The sequence below is a fragment of the Ferdinandcohnia sp. GQ5 genome, assembly GCF_059759275.1.
Map to the genome: position 1 here is coordinate 42,540 of NZ_JCAXEW010000025.1, position 20,546 is coordinate 63,085.

Genomic DNA, 20,546 nt, shown 5'->3' on the forward strand with positions numbered 1-20,546 from the left:
CCACAAAGAAAAAACCGAAAACCATTAGGAGGAGAATCAACCGTTAGAAAAAGGAAAAAGACAAACCCACTAAGAGTTTGTCCTTCAAATCCTTTATTTTGTTAAACGCATAACATCACGAGCAATCATGACTTCTTCATTCGTAGGAATAACGATAACCTTCACAGGTGAATGTGGATAGCTAATGAAAGTCTCCTTACCTCTTACTTTATTTAAAACTGGATCCCAATATACACCCATGAATTCAAGTCCTGTTAATACCCTTGCACGGATGGTATCACTGTTTTCACCAATACCCGCTGTAAAGATAATTGCATCAACACCATGCATACGTGCTGCATATGATCCAATGTATTTATGAATTCTGCTTGCAAATACTTCAAGAGCTAATTCAGCACGGTTATTTCCTTCAGTTGCTTCTAACTCAATATCACGTAAGTCACTTGAAAATCCAGAAACGCCAAGCATTCCACTTTCTTTATTTAAAACATCTAAAACCTCATCTGCAGTTTTACCTGTTTTCTCCATGATAAATGGAATTAATGCCGGGTCAATATTTCCGGAACGTGTCCCCATTGTTACACCAGCAAGCGGTGTAAAGCCCATAGATGTATCAATTGATTTTCCACCTTCAATTGCAGCAATACTTGCACCATTACCAAGATGGCAAGACAATATACGAAGCTGTTCTACAGGTCTTTCTAAAATTTCAGCTGCACGTTGTGAAACGTATTTATGAGATGTTCCGTGGAAACCATATTTTCGAATTCCATAGTCTTTATAGTAATCATAAGGAAGGCTGTATAAAAATGATTTCTCAGGCATTGTTTGATGAAATGCTGTATCAAATACGGCTACCGCTGGAACATTTGGTAATACTTCTTTAAATGCCTTAATTCCTGTTAAATTAGCTGGGTTATGCAATGGAGCTAATTCTGATAGCTTGTCTATTTCATCAATAACCTCATTCGTAATCACGGCTGAATCTGCAAAAGTTTCTCCTCCATGAACAACCCGGTGACCGATCCCGTCGATTTCATCCAACGATTGAATAATCCCTAATTCTGTCAATTTATCAAGGAGTATTTTTACAGCAACAGCATGGTCAGGAATTTCTGTTTCAGTTGTTTGTTTTTCATCATTAACTGAGATTGTGAAAATTCCCTTCTCAAGTCCAATCCGTTCGAAGATCCCCTTTGTAATAACCTCTTCACTCGGCATTTCAAATAGTTGAAATTTAAGTGACGAGCTTCCTGCATTTATGGCAATGATTTTCGACATTATGTCCGCTCCTTTGTTTAAATCTATACATGTATGTAAATTTTTACTCTACATTATTCTATGCAAAACGACATTGTTTCATAGATACCATTTTCATTTAAACATCGGTACCAAAACATTTCAAGGAGAGTTCTTAATTGGTACCGTTTTCGCCATAAAGTTCTTTAATTCAGATAATAGAAAACGCTACAATTCAAAAAAAGACCCCATTAGTGGGGTCTCCGTGCTCAAACATTTATAGTTTAATTTCGTGTTTCTCTTGTTTAAACCAATCATCAATTTGTTTAATGATACCTGCCATTGCCGTTTGATTTGAAAACTTCGGTAAATTGACAAGTAACGCTTGCTTTGGTGCCTTTACTTCTGGCCCCTTTTTCTGAATGACAAAGATGCTTTTAGCAGCATTTTCATTTTTAAATAAGGATAAAGGTAACTGAATCATCCCTTGTATAACGGATTTCTCTTTGAGGAATGCATTTAATTCCTTAGCATATTCGCTTGTAAATAAATGATTAGGAACTAAGAAAAATAAATAGCCACCCTCTTTCGTATATTTAAGACTTTGCTCGATGAACAGATGATGGGCATACGAATGACCTTCTTTAGCATGCAGCTCAAAGTTAGCCGCTCCAATATCATTCGGATAATAACCGACAGGTAAATCACAAACAATCACATCAACTGGGTCTATGTATAATGGCTGTAGACTATCTTGATTATAAAACTGAATGGAGTGCTGTTGCAGGTTTGCACTTACATATGCCACTTTAACCAAGAGATCATCAACATCGATAGCTGAGGCTTCAATTTCTTTTGATTGATTTTGATTAAGTACGGTTGTGAGTAAGTTTCCTGTACCTACTGCCGGATCAAAGATACTAAATCCCTTCCAGCCTTCTGTAAATTTTGAAACAAGGTATCCAACAAAAATAGAAACAGCATCTGGAGTCATTTCATGGTTTGGTTGGGTCGCCTCTTTCATCCCTTTTAAAGCAGCAAGCTGATAGGCTTTGCGAATTTCTTCAGCAGAATATTGTTTTAGGTTTACCTGGCTGTATTCTTTCTCAATACGCTTTTTTGATATTTCACTTACCTCCTCCTGAAGAATCGTGTTTTGGAAGAGGTTTTCGCCTGTTTCTGCAACTGCCTCAAGATAAGTACATGATAATTCTTCGACCAAGATCATTGATGTGTTATCGATAACGGTAAATAGTTTTTCAACTGCGGATAATTGTGCCATTGTTTTACTCCTTTTTTCGAACTCTCGACATATCACTCTATTTTAAAAGAAATCGTGGTGTAGTTCAACAAAGTTAAAAAAAGAACCCCAAACATGATTGGGATCCTCTTCGTTTTAATCTATTAGTTAGCTGCTTTTGCTGCTTCTAGGGCTGCTTCGTAGTTTGGATGGTTTGTTGCTTCACTAACGTACTCCACATATGTTACAGTATCGTTGCTATCAACAACAAATACTGCGCGAGCCAATAAGCGTAGTTCTTGAATTGCTACACCATAAGCTTCTCCGAAAGAAAGATCACGGTGGTCGGAAAGAGTTTGAACATTTTCAATACCGTTTGCACCACACCAACGTTTTTGTGCAAATGGCAAATCAACACTGACTGTTAAGATTTTAACATTATTTAGACCGGCTGCTTCTTCGTTAAAACGACGAGTTTGTGCATCACATACACCTGTATCAAGTGATGGTACAACGCTAATTAAACGAACAGATCCTTTTGAGTCTGCAAGTGATACTGGTGATAAATCGTTTGCTAATACAGTAAAATCAGGAGCCTTGTCCCCAACTTTTACTTCATTCCCCAATAAAGTGACTGGATTGTTTTTAAATGTGATATTTGCCATTTTACCAAAATCCTCCTTAAATTTTTATGTACAGTGTAAATCATATCTTTTATCTCCCACAATTGCAATTATTTGGTTTTATATTTGTTAAGTAAATCCTTGTGTTTAGTCAGTTTTTTATATCGGTTCTAGCAGGAAGTGAGTATAGAGGTTTTGAGGTATTAGGTTCCTTTTTCTTAGTGTAGGTGGGCTCAGTAGAGTAGAGTTTTGGGGACTGAATTTGAGGATAGGCGAAAAAGTTTGATACGCACTTAATTAGTTTGGCTGAGAAGGGAAAGGCGTTCAGAATCTTGGGCAGAATCCTCTTCATAGGCTGAATGAAGAGGAAAAGCATTCAGATTCTTGGGCGGAATCCTCTTCATAAGCTGAATGAAGGGGGGATGCATTCAGAATCTTGGTTGAAATCCTCTTCATCAGTCGAATGAAGAGGAAATGCATTCAGTTTCTTGGGCGGAATCCTCTTCATAAGCTGAATGACGAGGAAATGCAGGATGATTCTTGAGTTGAATCCTCTTCATAAGCTGAATGACGAGGAAATGCATCCAGTTTCTTGCACGGAATCCTCTTCATAAGGCGGATGAAGAGGATATGTAGGATGATTCTTGAGTTGAATCCTCTTCATAAGCTGAATGAAGGGGATATGCCGGATGATTCTTGAGTTGAATCCTCTTCATAAGCTGAATGAAGGGGATATGCAGGATGATTCTTGAGTTGAATCCCTCTTCATAAGCTGAATGAAGGGGATATGCAAGCTGATTTTTGGACTGAATCCTCTTCATAAGGCGGATGAAGAGGATATGTAGGATGATTATTGAGTTGAATCCTCTTCATAAGCTGAATGAAGGGGATATGCAGGATGACTTTTGGACGGAATCCTCTTCATGAGCACGATGAAGGGGATATGCAGGCCTGATTCTTGGACGGAATCCTCTTCATGAGCACGATGAAGGGGGATGCAGGATGATTCTTGAGTTGAATCCTCTTCATAAGCTGAATGAAGGGGATATGTAGGCTGACTTTTGGACGGAATCCTCTTCATAAGCTGAATGAAGGGGATATGCCGGATGATTCTTGAGCTGAATCCTCTTCATAATCTAAATGAAGGGGATATGCCGGATGATTCTTGAACGGAATCCTCTTCATATGTAGGATGAAGGACCGCACGTATCGGCAATCCCTACATAAAGTCCTTCATACAACTGATGAAGGACCAATCGTTTCGACGAACACAATGTAAAGTCCTTCATCGCAGCCATACCCTTGTTAAATCACCACAAAAAAGGAGTTAACTGTGTGGTGTCCAGTTAACTCACAAAGTTCTTATATGTCAAAATCAGATTTTTTGTCTTGATTTTGTTGGTCTTGGTTATTCTTTTTTAACATTTGTTGGATTTTATCAACTGCCTGTGGTGCTAGTTCAAGTAGTTTTTCATATAAATGAGTGCTTTCATCAAGATGAAGCATTTTCACACCGTTTGCACTAACAATTAAAAAAGCGATTGGTGTAATTGAAACTCCACCACCACTTCCTCCACCGAATGGGAGTTTGGATCCCTGTTGTTGTTGTTGCTGTTGGTCTCCACCTCCACCTCCACCACCGCTATCTTTTCCACCCTCACCTTGTCCTTTGAACTCACTACCTCCTGCAGCAAATCCAAAGCCAACCTTTGAGACCGTTAAAATCACGCTCCCATCAGGTGTTTCAACAGGGTCACCAATAATTGTATTTACATCAATCATCTGCTTTAAGTTTTCCATTGCGGTTTTCATTAAACCCTGTATTGGATGATCAGACATATTAAATTCCTCCTGACATTCTAAACTGATTTTTTATCCGAATCGGTTTCGTTGAGCTTTGAGAGGGTTGAGGAATGAAATTTAGGTATTCCTCCTCGCCACCTTTTAATCACTCTGATTCCTGCCACCATAGCATGCCCGATACGGAAATGAAACATGCATCTTAGACTTGTTTCAGAAACAACAAACTGGAATGAAGGTGTAATTGAATAATCAGGATGAGTTTTGAGATTGAGATGGTGACTAATCAAACCCACAATCGTTCCTTTAATAGACCAACCAAGCCCAGTAAGTACCCCTGTATGAGCAGCATCACCAACACCTATATGGGAATGCCATTCAAATTTTGTCACCGATATTTTCTTTAAAAAGCTTCTAACAATTGGAATCATATCAACAACCCTACTTAAAATTAATTTAGAGTCATGATAATCTGCTAACAAATTTTTAACCGAAAATTTTTCTTTTTTCTTATTAGCACCAGTCGATACGCTTGCTTTCTGTTCCTTTTTAAAAACAATGCTCGGGGATTCCTTATCGACAGCAACCATAGGAATATTAATCGTATATCTAATCAGCCCAAACCAAATGCTGAATCTTATTTTAATATGGTCATCGTCCCTTAAGTGATTTGCTTCTATATAGATTTTTAGCCTCGAAATCATTATTAGCAGTAGTAGTAGGACTAGAAATAATACAACGAATAAGAGCCACTTCATGACACGCACTCCCTTTCAATGTTTAGTTATCACCTACTAGATGGTGAAAAATACATAAAAAGGGGGTCTATGGTAATGTGTTTATAAAAAAATAAGAGTGTCCATGTTGGACACCCTACCCTTACTTTGATGCATGTATAACAGTTGTATCTGAAAGTAAATCATGAATTCCTTGCTTTTTAGGAAGAAAAGCAACAATTAAATAGCCTATAAAGAAAAGCTTTGAGATATATCGTCCTATGAACTCCCTAAAAAGAACTGTCATCCAAGTAAGCGGTTGTTCCTCGAGGGTTACAACCTTTATACCAAACACCATTTTTCCAAGTGTTTGACTAAAAAACTTTGTCATCAGCACAAAATACAGATAAAAAACAACTGCCGTTGCAATTGCTGCAGCACTAAACATATCACTATCAGATAATGGAATGTCTAAAGCTCTAAATATTGGATATATAAGGATACGGTTTATACTTCCAATTACAACAAGATCTAATAAGTATGCCCAAAAACGCATCCAAAAGCCCGCATAGCGAGTTGTGGCATTGGTAATTGGACGGGATGTATGATCGCGAAGATAATTATCTCCCTGTACGCCTTCGTGTGTAAGATCCATATTCAATTTGGTTCCCCCCTATTCCGCATACAAATACATCATTCTAGGTGAATTTGGCTGTGATAGTAAATGAACCATGGTTGCCATTTCGATGTCATCACTAAAGATTTTTTTTGCACTCATAGAGAATAAAGATCCAAAGCCAAAATTAGCTGTGTACTCAACAACATTAATGTCCCCAAGATCATAGTCCTTCTTCATTGCTTCAACCGTATCCTCAAAGTATCCTAATTCATCGATTAAATGATTTTCCTTTGCTTGTCTGCCATCATAAATGCGTCCGTCTGCAATTTTACGAACTTCCGACTCCGACATATTACGTCCATCTGCAATTACATCTACAAACCCTTGATACGCATTATCGACCATCGTTTGCATGATTTGTCTCTCTTCGTCCGTCATGTCACGGTATGAAGACATGATATCCTTGTATGGACCACTTTTGATTGTTTCAAATTTTACACCATATTTTTCAGCAAGTTCACTAAAATTAACGCCTTGCATTATAACTCCTAAAGAGCCAGTCATTGTATCAGGTGTAGCAAATATTTTATCAGCTAGAGCAGAGATGTAATAACCGCCAGAAGCAGCCATAGCGCCCATCGATACATAAATTGGTTTATCTGTAGCTTCTTTTAGATCCGTTAACTTTTTATGTATTTCCGCACTTTCAACAACACCACCACCTGGTGAATTAACCTTTAGAATAATACCCTTTACAGTTTTATCCTCTTCAGCTTTTTCAATCATTTTTAGAAATGATTGATGCTGGTAACCAGCTGATTGGAAAAAAGAAGTGACATCACCTGTGTCTTGAATCACTCCATTAACAGATAGAACGAGAATCTTATTCATTCCCTTTCCTTCGATTACAACATTTTCGAGAAATTCTTCATTGGATGCCCCCAAAATCTCATCTGAAAAATTACTAAAATTTTTCGAGGCTAAGTTAGTTGCAAAATTAAAAAAGATCGAAAATACAAATATGACTGCAGCAATCCCTAAAGCTGCCCATCGTTTCCCATTCATTTCTTTTCCTCCTAGATTTATGGATACTATTCACGAATTGTTCAAAAATAAATACGAATCAAATCCAAAATGGTTTCATTTTATTGTTAAACTAAAATAGATACATATGTACTTTTATTGCCATCATTTGAAAAACACTGGGAGGTAATTACATGGATCGTCGTAACGTCTACTTCTTTTATCGGAAAGAAGATAAAATTATTGAATATGTAGAGAAATTGAATCAGATTGCAAAGGAGCATCAATTTACAATTGTAGATGATGCTAAAAAAGCAAATGTCATTGTTAGTATTGGAGGAGATGGAACTTTCCTTCAGGCAGTTCGCAAGACAAATTTCCGTCAAGACTGTCTATATGTTGGAGTTTCAACAACTGGAGCTTTAAACCTCTATTGTGATTTCCATGCAGACGAAACAGATAAAATGGTTGAAGCGATGTTAAATGAAAAAATTGAAGTTCGCCGTTATCCAATTCTTGAAGTGAAAGTTGATGATAATCCATCTTTTTATTGTTTAAATGAATGCTCCATTCGTTCCGGAATCATTAAAACCTTTGTGTTGGATGTGTATATTGATGATTTGCATTTTGAGACATTCCGTGGCGATGGAATGATTATCTCTACTCCAACCGGCAGCACCGCGTATAATAAATCAGTTAGAGGTGCAGTTGTCGACCCACTTCTTCCTTGTATGCAGGTCACTGAACTGGCATCCTTAAATAATAACCAGTATCGAACATTAGGTTCTCCATTTATTTTAAATGGCGCGAGAAAATTAACTTTACGTGATGTCCAGGATGGAAATGACTTTCCTTCAATCGGTATGGATAATGAAGCACTCAGCATCCGGAATGTAAAGCAAATCGACATTAAGTTGAGTGAAAAAAGAATTAAAACAGTAAAATTAAAGGATAATTCATTCTGGGAAAAGGTAAAGCGCACCTTTTTATAAAAAAGGAATCAAAGTTTTAAGACCAAGCCAATGCTTGGTCTTTTCATTATTTTTCAAACATGATTGTATCGTCAACAACCGTCATCTTCACATTTGTAGCCAGAATATCATCTTCATTTATATGTAAGATATCTTGATCGAGTATTGTAAAGTCAGCCTTAAATCCGGGTGCAATCTTACCCATACACTCTTCTTTTCCAACAGCATATGCACTTCCTGTGGTAAATAACTGTACCGCCTCGAAGACCGAGAGTTTTTGTTCGGGCATGTACACCTCATCTCCACCTGGTTTTTTTCTGGTAACAGCAGCATGAATACCGAGAATGGGGTCAATCGGTTCAATTGGAGCATCTGATCCACCTGCACAATGTAAGCCCTCTTGTATCAATGTCTTCCATGCATAGCAATATTCCATATTCATTTCGCCAATTCTTTCAATTACCCATGGAAAATCTGATACAACAAACCTTGGCTGTATATCAAGAATAAGTGGCAGTTGTTTCGCACGGTCGATTAGTTCTTTCCGTAATATTTGCGCGTGAATCAAACGATCACGATGATTTTGTAATGGCGGTAATTCTTCTATTGCATCCAAGACATATTCAAAAGCCAGGTCACCAATCGCATGGATAGCAACAGGCATCTTAAAACTCCTTGCTTTTTGAACAAGTTTTTTGAGGTTATCTAATGAGTGGATTGCTACACCAGGCGTCTCTGGTGAATCATTATAAGGATGACTTAATAAGGCCGTTCTACCACCAAGTGAACCATCTGCAAAAATTTTCATTGCACCAAGCTCTACAAGATTATCCCCATCTCCATATGAATATCCTAAACCATGCATGTCATTAACAGCTTCATGATGCACTAAAAGATTTGTTCTAAATTTGATTCCTTCATCTTTGATTACTTTTAGAAATCCTCTATATGTTCGCTCAAATCCCCCGTAGTAATTTAAATCCTCTGTATGTCCTCCAATTAGACCTTTGCTTAGACAATCCTTAATGGATAAACGAAGTGCACTTTGAATGTAGTCTTCCGTTACCTGCGGAATTACATTTTTTACGAGTTCCTGAGCCTGATCCAATAAATAACCTGTAGCATGTCCATCTGTATCTCGTACAATAATGCCACCCTCGGGGTTCGGGGTATGTTCCGTGATACCTGCTAATTCTAGTGCCTTTGTATTCACGACAATTGCATGCCTGCAAATTCTTTTTAACATTAGTGGATTATGGGGGGAGAGTTCATCTAACTCCTTGCGATGAAATATCTTTCGGTCAGGAAGCTGATTTTCGTTCCATCCTTCTCCGATAATCCATTCGCCTTCAGGCTTATCTTTTACAAAAGCTTGTATGGAAGTCGCAATTTCCTGGGAAGATGTCATCTCCGAAAAATCCAGTTTCATTAACTTTTCCCCGTGGCCAATAAGATGCATGTGGCTATCAACAAAACCTGGAAACATCGTGTTCCCTTTTAAATCGGTTACTCTTGAAATTCTATTTTTATATCGTTTTTCTAAATCACATAATAATCCTGTATCAACAATGATGCCGTCTTCCACAAAGACAGCTTCTACCGCGGCGTGTTTACCTTCCATTGTGTATATTCTTCCGCCTGTCCAAAGAGTTCCCATTTTCACACCTACTATCCCTACTAATTTAAGCTTACTTTAACATGCAAAAAGCAGATAGTAAAAATACTAGCTGCTTTTTTGTATTTTAGGATTAAGCTTTTGCTTTTTCAGATTCAGCCTGTCTAAGCTCAATTCTTCTGATTTTTCCTGAAGTTGTTTTTGGTAAGTCACTAACAAATTCAATTTTTCTAGGATATTTATATGGTGCTGTCAATTGCTTTACATGTTCTTGTAGGTTTTTGATGAGTTCCTCATTAGAAGTAATACCTTCACGTAATACAACAAATGCTTTTACAATATTACCTCGAATTTCATCTGGACTTGCTACAACCGCACACTCTTTTACAGAAGGATGTTTTACGAGTGCATCTTCTACCTCAAATGGCCCAATTGTGTATCCTGAACTAATGATAATATCATCGGCACGTCCCTCAAACCAGAAATAGCCATCTTCATCTTTTTTCGCTTTGTCACCTGTAATATAGTAATCGCCTCTAAATTGCAATGATGTTCTTTCAGGATCCTTGTAATATTCTTTAAAAAGCGCAGGTGTGTTCACATGAACGCCAATATCCCCCACTTCACCAACACCACAAGGCTTACCAAACTCATCGACAATTTCAACATTATTACCAGGTGTAGGCTTGCCCATCGATCCAGGTTTTATTGTCATTCCTTTTAGTACTCCTACTAAAAGAGTATTTTCGGTTTGTCCGTAACCATCGCGTACCTCGATATTAAACTCTCTTCTAAAAGTGTCAATCACTTCACGATTTAACGGCTCTCCTGCTGATACAGCACTATGCAAATTTGGAAGTGAGTAATCAGACAAATTCTCAACCTTTGCCATAAGTCGATATTCGGTTGGTGTACAACATAACACATTAATATTATGCGAACCCAACAATTGCAAATATTTATTTGGATCAAATTTCCCGTTATACACGAATCCAGTAGCACCACTACCTAAAGTTGAAAGAAATGGACTCCAAATCCATTTTTGCCAGCCAGGTCCCGCTGTTGCCCATACCGTATCCGATTCACTGATGCTTAACCAGTATGGAGCTGCTGTTTTTAAATGTGCATATGCCCAGCCATGTGTGTGAACAACGCCTTTCGGATTACCAGTTGTTCCGGAAGTATAAGAAAGGAACGCCATATCGTCCTTGCTTGTTTCTGCTGCTGCAAGTTCTTCAGATTGACTTTGCATTTCCTCTTCTAATGAAACCCACTCTGCCACCTTTTCGCCAACTGCAAACTTCTGGATTTGCTCAATACTTTCGATAGATGAAAATTGATCACAATAAGGGTGATAGCTAATAATGGCTTTTACATCGCCATGAGTGATTCGGTATTGAAGATCTTTTGTACGAAGCATTTCTGAGCTAGGGATGACAACTAGTCCAGCTTTTAACGCCCCTAAATAAACCATATATGCTTCCACTAATCTCGGAATAATAACTAATACCTTATCCCCTTTGTTTAGACCATTGTTGATAAATGTATTCCCAATTTTATTTACATTCTTGAAGAGGTCAACGTATGTAATTTCCTTTTTGCTTCCCTGCTCATCTTCCCATTTCAACGCAATTTTTTTAGGATCTTTTGCATATTTTTCAATTTCCTGAACAAGGTTATACCGTAAGGGTGCAAGTAAATCTTCTCTTTTCACAATCATTCCTCCTCAATCTTTATCTTCTAATTATATAAAAAATTCCAAACAATTTGGAGGGGTTTTGTGAAAAAATTGTGACCTGGTTATAATATCTGATTTCAATTTTTTCAAAATACAAAAAAGGACGGGAATGAACCCGTCCTTGTAGCCATCTATTTTTTTGTTTTTAGAAATTACCTCCGCCCATTTGTTGTTGAGCGAAAGATACTAAACGCTTAGTGATTTCTCCACCAACAGATCCGTTAGCACGAGAAGTTGTATCAGCACCAAGGTTTACACCAAATTCAGAAGCGATTTCATATTTCATTTGGTCAATTGCTTGTTGTGCACCAGCTACTAATAGTTGGTTGCTGTTGTTGTTGTTTGCCATGTGACTTCACCTCCTTGTGAGTATATAATGTGTAAAATCACATGGCACAATACATGTAAACTACTGGTAAATGTTCACAACAATAGAATGATTTTCTATTAGAATAAGTCTTCTATCTCTTCTTTCTTAGATCCATCTAAAGTAATGATTTCCGTTTCATTAACGGCTTTTTCAATCAAGCTCTCAAAATCAGTGTAGCTTTCATAATGAGTTACATTTTCCAGCTTTGGTCTTGTTTTGGGAGCTGAAGGTGTAAAAATAGTACAACAATCTTCAAATGGACGAATTGAGATATCATGTGTATTGATTTTCTTAGCCATATCAATAATATCAAATTTATCTACAGTAACAAGTGGACGAATAATTGGTGTACTGGTTACGTTGTTGATGACATGCATACTCTCTAATGTCTGACTTGCCACCTGACCAAGGCTTTCACCAGTTACAATCGCAAGTGCATTACGTCTTCTTCTTATTTCATCTGTGATTCGTAGCATCATACGTCTAGTTGAAATTAGCGTATAGTTTTCAGGAATTTGTCTTTGTATCGTTATCTGAATGTCAGTGAAAGGGACGATGTGCAATTTAACCGTTCCCGAAAATTCAGTAAGCTGCTGTGCAAGGTCAATCACCTTTTGGCGTGCACGGTCGCTTGTATATGGGGGACTGTGAAAATGTACAGCCTCAATTGTTAATCCCCTCTTCATGGATAAATAACCGGCAACAGGGCTATCAAGACCACCCGACAGCATAAGCATCGCTTTCCCGCTTGAACCAACTGGAAGTCCTCCTACACCTTTTTCATCTTTAAAGGTAATATAAGTGGCTTCCTTTCGTACTTCAACACGGATATTGATATCAGGAGTGTGCACATTTACGTAGATTTCCTCGGTATTCTTTAAAATATGACTTCCTAATTCATAATTTAATTGATTGGAATCAAGTGCAAAGCTTTTATCTGATCGTCGTGCAGATATTTTAAAGGTCTTTCCTTGATGATCTAGTTGTTTAATGGCAGCTAAGACACCATCTTTTATTTTTTCGATTTCACTTTCAACCTTTAAAGCAAGACTAAAGGATTGAATTCCAATAATATTTTTGAGAACTTCCACAATTCCTTCATGTGGTTCTCCATTTAACTTTATATAAATTCGATCTCTTGTTTTTTCAAATGTGATACCTTTGTAATCAGTAAGCTTCCTTTTTATATTATTTAAAAGTTTATTAATGAAATGATTACGATTTCGACCTTTTGTAGTAATTTCGCCAAATCGTATTAAAATGTGATCATATTCCATTTTGTTCCCCCATTACATGTTGTAATTTCTTTATTGCATTTTCAATAGCATTTATTAAAATCGGAATCTCATCCAGTTTGTTTTGATGCGACAGGCTGATTCGTATTGAACTATTAGCAAGGGCTTCATGTACTCCCATCGCAAGCAATGTTTTACTGGGTTCATTATTTTTGGATGAGCATGCGGAGGTTGTTGAAACGTAAATCTCCTTCTCTTCTAATAAATGAACAAATACTTCAGGCTTTAAACCGTTAACCGAGAAATTGATGATATGTGGGGCACTGCTAGCCTCAGGTGTGTGTATTGTAATACCATTCAACCTTGATAATTGATCTATAATAGTTTCTTTTAGTCGAGCTAGATGTTTAATATTTCCATCTCTATTCTCTATGGTCAACCTTAATGCTTTGGCAAGGGCTACAAAACCTGCAACATTTTCAGTTCCCGCCCTTTTTTGCATTTCTTGGTCACCACCACCGATTAGAGCCTTAATTCTAACACCTTGACGGACGTATAAAACCCCTGTTCCTTTAAGCCCATTAAACTTATGTCCCGAAATCGTACATAAATCAAGTTTTGCCTTATTAAAATCTAGATGGGTTTTACCTACTCCTTGTACATGATCAACGTGATAAATAATCTTCGGGTAATTTTCTAGAAGTTTTCCAATTTCTTCTATTGGTTGAATGGTCCCTACTTCATTATTTACATGAATGATAGAAACTAAGATCGTATCTTCACGAATTGAATTTCTTAAATCTTCAATCGAAACAACACCCTTTTCGTCTACTGGAAGATAGGTGATTTCAAACCCAAGTTCTAGTAATTGCTTACATGCCTCAGTTATCGAAGGATGCTCTATTGATGTTGTAATAATATGTTTGCCTCGATTACTGTATTGTAATGCAATTCCTTTAATCGCAAAATTATTCCCTTCAGACCCTCCAGATGTAAAAATAATTTCCTGTGGCTTTACCTGTAAAAGGGAAGCAATCTGGTTCCGGGATTGACTTAATAGCTTTTCAGCTTGTCCACCTATTCCATGTAAGGAAGAGGGATTGCCAAAATAATTTTTTGCAACTTTTATATAGGAATCAATTACATCATCAAAAGGTTTTGTTGTTGCACTATTATCTAAATAAATCATCTTATTACCCCTACTATGCGATATTTTGCAAACAAAATGATAACATACATTTATAAAATAAAAAAAGGAAAAGGACCCCAATTTGAGGCCCTTTACTTAGAATCATCTTCAAGTAAAACTTCAATTTTTTTCAACGCTCCAGGATCTACATCTTCAATTGCTGTTGCAGCTTGTTCTAATGCAAGTGCATATTCATAATTTCTAAAAGATTTCTCAGCTTCAAGTAAACTAACTGCAACTTTTTGATCCCTGCTTCGATATCGGTTTCCATATTGGATGACCTTTTCTGCAAGATATACTTGCTCAATCATTTCTTCTGCTTGCTTATATGTCTGTGAAACTAAATCAGACGCATTTTGTAATGTTTGATTGACCGTATTCATATTAAGTGGTTTTTCTTCGAGACTATTCATTACTTGTGTAAGAGACAATCTTGCTTCCGAAACGAGTTCAGCATATTTTACTGGAAGACCAGGGATATTACTTTTTGAGATAAGTCGTTTCGCATCTGTAAGTTGCTTCTTCATTTCCGAAATTTGTTCTCTTGCATGAAGTTCATCCTTACGAAGTGTTTTCAGCATTTCTGAAAATTGTAAGTGCTCTTCCTTTACATCCTGTATCTTACCGTACACCTCTTCTAACTCCGTTTTGATTAGAGAATAGGCAATTTGCTCCGCTTCAAGCTTTGATTGAACAGATACATATTGCTTCACCAGTTGTTTAATTTGTTTTACGATATTCCGGTGTTGTTCTATATCTTTTTCATATAAATGATAGCTTTGTTGAACAAAGGTAGTTTCTTCTTCTGTGCTTTTACTGCCTTCAATTAAGTCCTCTAAATCTTGTTCGATTTTCTCAACTTCTTTTTTCACAAACTGATTTGCTTTTACTTCAGCTTCCAGTAAATCATAGATTGTATCGAGCGACTCTCTTGCTTCTTCAATTCCCTTCTTCACATCTTCAAGCTTTAGCTCTTCGATAAGAGAAATATGTTGGGATAATTGCTCTCGCATTCTTTCAATTTCTTTCTCAATTTGGTGGTGCTTTAGAGAATAGCCCTCCTGTTCCATTTGGCTATAACCTTCAGAAAGTTCATTTAACTGATTTGGAATTGTACTTTGGCATTCATGTAATAAGTGAGGGATATCATCCATTTGTTGCTTCGTTACGGATAGCGCATCCTTAATCAGGAGAACAATTTCTCTTGCCTCAAAGTAATTTCCATTCGTCGTTGCTTCTTCAAATTCTTTAAATTTCCCATAAACATCTTCTAGATTCATTTCAAGCTGTTTTTCAGCATGTCCAAAAGTATGTCTATGCGCAAGTAAATTCTTTTTAAGTTCCCGATACTGTTGGTTTAATTCATCAACCTCAACACGATTTTTTTCCTCACTGCCAACTAAATCCTTAAGCTCGTCTAAAATAATGGCGATATTGCTTTCAGCATCTTTTAAGATTGCCTCAATTTGGGCAAGTACCCGTTTTGCTTTCCCAAAACGATATTTATCAGCTAAGTCTTCAGCATCAAATAATAATTCCTCAACATCTGGAAGAGCAACAGTGACAATTTCATCCCATTGCTTTCTCCAACGTTCAAATAGTTCTTCAGTTTGACCTGTCATATTAAGCTCTTTTACTTTAGCTATTTCATCGGTGACTGGCCGATTCATCATATCTATCTTCCAGGCTTCAAGCCTATCAACATCTATATATATCTTTTTTCTCGAATAAAACCCAAAAATAGTTACTGCACTTGCTACTACGATTATGCCGATTATGATTTCCATAATTTGGCCTCCTTGCTCCCACAATCAATCTCGTTCTAGACATTTATGTATATTAGTTTTTAACTTTTATATGTAATATCAAATCAAATGTTTTTTTATTGTATTTATGATACCATGTAAACGACAATTTTTGACTAAAACTTTTAAAATTTTTTACAAAATTTATATAAAAATGAGGGATTTGTCGATGAAAGCAGATGGTCATATCCATACACCCTTTTGCCCGCATGGTACAAAGGACGCGTTTGAGGATTACATTGCCCGTGCTCTACAGTTAGGGTTTGATGAAATTTCGTTCACAGAACATGCACCACTTCCGTCACGATTTAACGATCCCACACCTCAACAGGACAGTGGAATGGACGAAAATCAGCTAGAAATCTATTTTTCTGTATTAACCGAGCTTCAAAAAAAGTTTGCATCAGATATTAAAATCAATATTGGATTAGAGGTCGACTATATTGAGGGATATGAAGAGGACACAAGGACTTTTTTGAACGAGTATGGTCGATATTTGAATGATAGCATTCTCTCTGTTCATTTTTTAAAAAAACAAGATCAGTATTATTGCCTCGATTATAGTCCTGACATGTTTGCGACTATGATCAGTGACTTTTCCTCAGTTGAGGCGGTCTATGAAGCTTATTATAATACATTGGCGCGTTCTATAACGGCAGACCTAGGTCAATTTAAGCCAAAAAGGATTGGCCATATTACACTTGTTCATAAGTTTCAAAAAAAATTCTCGGTATCCAAGCAATTCGATGACAAAATTCACTCGATACTCGACCAAATTGCGGATCTTGGATTAGCCTTGGATTATAATGGTGCTGGTATTAATAAACCACTTTGTCGAGAGGTTTATCCACCAGAAAAAATCATTAGAGAAGCAATAAAACGAAAAATCCCTCTCGTCTATGGTTCCGATGCCCATAGCAGGAAGGATTTAAATCAAGGATTTGAACATCTAATTAAAGATGCTTTGTTAGTCTCGCCAACTAGATATTAACGGGAATCTGAGTTATTTTGCTTTTTACTGTTTGAGGTTGTTTACAAATAGTCGTGTTTACCCATTTCTCTATTTCATGACAATATTGTTCACTAACATACAACTCATAAGGCATTAAATGTAAAACTTCTGACATATATTGAGGGTGTAGATAAGGCATAGATAACATCCCCTTTAATTGCATGATGGCATAAGGGATTGGAACTAGGGCAAATTCCTGTTGTTTTATACCTGTTTCAAAAATGGCTTGGAAATAATATTTTTCTTTTGCCATATAGGTGGTCATGATTTCACGAATCAAAGTGGTATCAAATGTAATTTCCCTTTGGACGAAACGTGATAAGTGACGATTATCCTTTTGGTATTCCATAATCCCTCTGACCGCAAGCAATAAACATTCTCTTGCCGTTCTGTTATCCAATTCAATATAGGCATGCTCGACAATCGTTAAATATCCCTCTAGGTAAGTAGAAACTAAATGTTCTAGTAAACCTTCCTTATTTCCAAAATAGTAGGAGATATTGGCGACATTACAATTTGCTCTTTTCGCAATTTCACGTACTGTTGTTCCATCAAAGCCTTTTGTATTAAATAAGAATACGGACGACTCAATAACTTTTTGTTTCATTGTTTTACTTTTCATAACCAACCCACCTTACCCTTAATATAGTATAGATTTCGATATGCTAAGGTGGATTCCTTTAAGAATTTATCGACAAGTCACGCGCTTTAAGCTATCATTTAATATAATTTATGTAGGTATTACTCAAATGGAGGGGAATCATAATGTTTCATGTCGAACAATACAAAGGTAATAAAGCAGAAGACTATAAACTGGTAACAAAACAGTTGCAAGCTTTGCTTGAAGACGAACATGACCAAATAGCAAATTTAGCAAATGCATCAGCATTACTTAACCAATTTCTAGATAATGTCAATTGGGTTGGCTTTTATGTAAAGAAAGAGGATGAACTTATTCTCGGACCATTCCAAGGCTTACCTGCATGTGTGAGAATTAAAATGGGACGTGGGGTTTGTGGTACTGCAGCCCAAAATCAAAAGACTGAAAGAGTGGCAGATGTTCACCTATTCCCAGGTCATATTGCATGTGATAGTGCTTCCCAATCAGAAATTGTTGTTCCAATTATGAAAAATGGTGAAGTATTTGGTGTGTTAGATATCGACAGTCCAATCAAAGAGCGTTTTGATGAAGTAGACCAACAATGCCTTGAAGAATTTGTGAAGGTTTTAGAAAAACATCTGTAGAAAAGTTCAAGGTGCTAGGCTTTGGGCGACAAGCATAAGATGAGCGCTGACAGAAGGTGCCTTTTACCTTCCGAGACGATCGGCACAGACTAGAGAGACGATGGCAACTGGACCTAGACAAATAAAACTAGCCAGTGAGGATTTTTGTCCTCGCTGGCTTTTTGATTTGCCCGTATTTATGAGTCGCTTAACCTCCCGACTAGGTTCTCCTTTATCCGTTTAACGCTTGATTTAAATCATCCCAAATATCTTCCCATGCTTCTAATCCTACCGAAAGTCGAATCAAATTATCCGTAATGCCCATTTTCAATCGGGATTCCTCTGGCACAACAGAATGTGTCATTGTTGCTGGATGCTGTATGAGAGTCTCTGTATCACCTAGACTCACAGCAATTTTGATTAACTTCAGTCGATTTAGAACGTTTTGTGCATCTTTCTTTGTGCCTTTAATTGTAAAAGATATAAGTCCACCTGGCTTACTCATTTGTTTTTTCATAATCTCGTAAGCTGGACTTTCTATATCACCAGGATAAAAAATTTGCTCCACATTTTTATGTTCTTTGAGTAAGAATGCGATTTTTTCTGTATTATCACAGTGGCGGTCCATCCTTACCGGCAGTGTCTTTAGCCCACGAAGTAAAAGCCATGCATCAAATGGTGACATAATACCACCAATATCCTTTTTCGTTGACATTGCCACCTGTTGAATAAATTCTTTTTTGCCAACGACAAGTCCTGCGATAACATCTCCATGTCCTCCAATATACTTTGTAGCACTGTGTACCACAATATCACAGCCCAATTTAATGGGTTGCTGCAAATAAGGTGAACTAAAAGTATTGTCCACGACAACTGGGATATTAAGCTGTTTCGCAATCTTAACAACCTTTTGTAAATCAATGAGTTTCATAGTTGGATTAATTGGTGTCTCAATGTAGATTAGTTTCGTTTGTGGAGTAATTTTTGATAGAATTTCCTCTTCATCATCCATATCACTGTAATCATGTTCAATATTGTACTTCTCGTTCATCATCTGTAGGAGACCAAAGGTACACCCATACAGTCCCTGTGAACAGAGGATATGATCACCAGACTTTGTTAATGCAAATAACACAGCCGAAACAGCCGCCATCCCCGATCCAAATGAAAGCCCTGCTTCCCCTCCCTCTAAGAGAGCAATTCTTTCTTCTAAATTTTTAACTGTTGGGTTCCCTAATCTTGAATATATATATCCTTCATCCGCACCAGCAAAACGAGCTTCTCCTTGTTCAGCTGTTTCAAATGTAAAAGTTGATGTTTGGTAAAGTGGTGGTGTTAAACTCCCATTTGGAGAAGTTGGTCCGCCACCATGTATCGCTAAAGTGTCAAAGTATTTACTTTCCTTGCTCATGCTCCCCTTATCCCCCTTAAAACTTTTGATTATACCATTAGCATATGACAAGAAGGGTTGTATTGAAAGCGTTTTCTATTTTCATAGAGGTTTACTAGGTTTTATAATATAGCGAATTAAAGCGCTGTTCCTACCAAAAAGGACATCCATTTATAGATGGGGGCTATTTTGAGCTGTAAATAGACCAATTACCATAGCAAAACGCGTATGATTTCTAGTGTCGAATAACAATTAAAATCATTATGGACACGGGAGTGCTGATTCAGCTCGGGGGTGTCCGAAGTTTAGGTATCTTCGGACTCGACATGCCAGATTCATGCACGGTGTGTCTGAAGTTTGGAGATCTTTGGACTCGGGGAGGCAATTTCAGCGCAGACATGTCTGAAGTCTAGAGATCTTCGGACTCGACTAAGCAGATTTAGCTAATCATTGTCTGAAGATAGCACAACTTCGGACTCGGGAGGACAAATTCAGACCAGGTATGTCTGAAGTTTAGAGATCTTCGGACTCGACATGCCAGGTTCAGACCAGGGGTGTCCGAAGTCTAGGTATCTTCGGACTCGACATGCCAGATTCATGCCCAGTGTGTCCGAAGTTTAGAGATCTTCGGACTCGACATGCCAGGTTCAGACCAGGGGTGTCCGAAGTCTAGGTAACTTCGGACTCGGAAGGACAAATTCAGACCAGGTATGTCTGAAGTTTAAGTATCTTGGGAC

At 37.3% G+C, this 20,546-nt stretch carries 18 protein-coding genes; 3 read left to right on the forward strand and 15 right to left on the reverse strand.

Going from position 1 to position 20,546, the window contains the following annotated elements; genetic code table 11:
• Positions 1 to 93 precede the first annotated feature (93 nt).
• From AC6CHV_RS23320 to sppA, 7 genes are all read right to left on the reverse strand, one after another.
• Entirely contained in the window at positions 94 to 1,281 is a 1,188-nt protein-coding gene (locus tag AC6CHV_RS23320; protein WP_341330639.1) for an acetate kinase, read from the reverse strand.
• A 235-nt stretch (positions 1,282 to 1,516) separates the two neighbouring features.
• A complete protein-coding gene (locus tag AC6CHV_RS23325; RefSeq protein WP_341330638.1) occupies positions 1,517 to 2,521 on the reverse strand; it encodes a class I SAM-dependent methyltransferase in 1,005 nt (334 codons plus the stop codon).
• A 122-nt stretch (positions 2,522 to 2,643) separates the two neighbouring features.
• Complete coding sequence (gene tpx / locus AC6CHV_RS23330) at positions 2,644 to 3,144, reverse strand: thiol peroxidase (protein ID WP_341330637.1); 501 nt, start codon at positions 3,142 to 3,144, stop codon at positions 2,644 to 2,646.
• Between the two features lie 1,320 nt (positions 3,145 to 4,464).
• A complete protein-coding gene (gene ytfJ, locus AC6CHV_RS23335; protein WP_341330636.1) occupies positions 4,465 to 4,941 on the reverse strand; it encodes a GerW family sporulation protein in 477 nt (158 codons plus the stop codon).
• Between the two features lie 20 nt (positions 4,942 to 4,961).
• Positions 4,962 to 5,660 carry a DUF2953 domain-containing protein gene (locus AC6CHV_RS23340; protein ID WP_498079759.1) on the reverse strand — a complete coding sequence of 233 codons (699 nt, stop codon included), beginning with the start codon at positions 5,658 to 5,660 and terminating at the stop codon, positions 4,962 to 4,964.
• A 121-nt stretch (positions 5,661 to 5,781) separates the two neighbouring features.
• Positions 5,782 to 6,273, reverse strand: a complete 492-nt coding sequence (locus AC6CHV_RS23345; RefSeq protein ID WP_498079770.1) for an RDD family protein — start codon at positions 6,271 to 6,273, stop codon at positions 5,782 to 5,784.
• An 18-nt stretch (positions 6,274 to 6,291) separates the two neighbouring features.
• Positions 6,292 to 7,302, reverse strand: a complete 1,011-nt coding sequence (sppA, locus tag AC6CHV_RS23350) for a signal peptide peptidase SppA (RefSeq protein ID WP_498079760.1) — start codon at positions 7,300 to 7,302, stop codon at positions 6,292 to 6,294.
• 152 nt (positions 7,303 to 7,454) lie between these two features.
• On the opposite strand from sppA, the gene AC6CHV_RS23355 reads away from it, so the two are divergent.
• On the forward strand, positions 7,455 to 8,252 hold the full coding sequence (locus AC6CHV_RS23355) for an NAD kinase (RefSeq protein WP_341330634.1): 798 nt from the start codon (positions 7,455 to 7,457) through the stop codon (positions 8,250 to 8,252).
• A gap of 46 nt (positions 8,253 to 8,298) precedes the next feature.
• Here the strand turns inward: AC6CHV_RS23355 and AC6CHV_RS23360 are convergent, their stop codons facing one another.
• The 6 genes from AC6CHV_RS23360 to ezrA form a co-directional block, all read right to left on the reverse strand.
• Complete coding sequence (locus AC6CHV_RS23360) at positions 8,299 to 9,888, reverse strand: amidohydrolase family protein (protein ID WP_498079761.1); 1,590 nt, start codon at positions 9,886 to 9,888, stop codon at positions 8,299 to 8,301.
• A gap of 91 nt (positions 9,889 to 9,979) precedes the next feature.
• A complete protein-coding gene (gene mbcS / locus AC6CHV_RS23365; RefSeq protein ID WP_498079762.1) occupies positions 9,980 to 11,560 on the reverse strand; it encodes an acyl-CoA synthetase MbcS in 1,581 nt (526 codons plus the stop codon).
• 169 nt (positions 11,561 to 11,729) lie between these two features.
• Entirely contained in the window at positions 11,730 to 11,933 is a 204-nt protein-coding gene (locus tag AC6CHV_RS23370; protein WP_121447407.1) for a small, acid-soluble spore protein, alpha/beta type, read from the reverse strand.
• 98 nt (positions 11,934 to 12,031) lie between these two features.
• Positions 12,032 to 13,231 carry a tRNA uracil 4-sulfurtransferase ThiI gene (gene thiI, locus AC6CHV_RS23375; RefSeq protein WP_121447406.1) on the reverse strand — a complete coding sequence of 400 codons (1,200 nt, stop codon included), beginning with the start codon at positions 13,229 to 13,231 and terminating at the stop codon, positions 12,032 to 12,034.
• On the reverse strand, positions 13,221 to 14,378 hold the full coding sequence (locus tag AC6CHV_RS23380; protein WP_498079763.1) for an IscS subfamily cysteine desulfurase: 1,158 nt from the start codon (positions 14,376 to 14,378) through the stop codon (positions 13,221 to 13,223). Before AC6CHV_RS23380 ends, thiI begins: the two co-directional genes overlap by 11 nt.
• A gap of 92 nt (positions 14,379 to 14,470) precedes the next feature.
• Positions 14,471 to 16,165, reverse strand: coding sequence for a septation ring formation regulator EzrA (gene ezrA, locus AC6CHV_RS23385; protein WP_498079764.1), 1,695 nt, complete (start codon positions 16,163 to 16,165; stop codon positions 14,471 to 14,473).
• Positions 16,166 to 16,352: 187 nt separating this feature from the next.
• Between ezrA and hisJ the strand changes: the two genes are divergently transcribed.
• A complete protein-coding gene (hisJ, locus tag AC6CHV_RS23390; protein ID WP_498079765.1) occupies positions 16,353 to 17,174 on the forward strand; it encodes a histidinol-phosphatase HisJ in 822 nt (273 codons plus the stop codon).
• Here hisJ and refZ read toward each other — a convergent pair.
• Positions 17,164 to 17,817, reverse strand: coding sequence for a forespore capture DNA-binding protein RefZ (refZ, locus tag AC6CHV_RS23395; protein ID WP_341330627.1), 654 nt, complete (start codon positions 17,815 to 17,817; stop codon positions 17,164 to 17,166). The genes hisJ and refZ overlap by 11 nt on opposite strands.
• A 143-nt stretch (positions 17,818 to 17,960) precedes the next feature.
• Between refZ and msrC the strand changes: the two genes are divergently transcribed.
• On the forward strand, positions 17,961 to 18,440 hold the full coding sequence (gene msrC, locus AC6CHV_RS23400; protein ID WP_498079766.1) for a free L-methionine (R)-S-oxide reductase MsrC: 480 nt from the start codon (positions 17,961 to 17,963) through the stop codon (positions 18,438 to 18,440).
• Between the two features lie 211 nt (positions 18,441 to 18,651).
• Here msrC and megL read toward each other — a convergent pair whose 3' ends face one another.
• On the reverse strand, positions 18,652 to 19,830 hold the full coding sequence (gene megL, locus AC6CHV_RS23405; RefSeq protein ID WP_498079767.1) for a methionine gamma-lyase: 1,179 nt from the start codon (positions 19,828 to 19,830) through the stop codon (positions 18,652 to 18,654).
• Between the last annotated feature and the right edge of the window lie 716 nt (positions 19,831 to 20,546).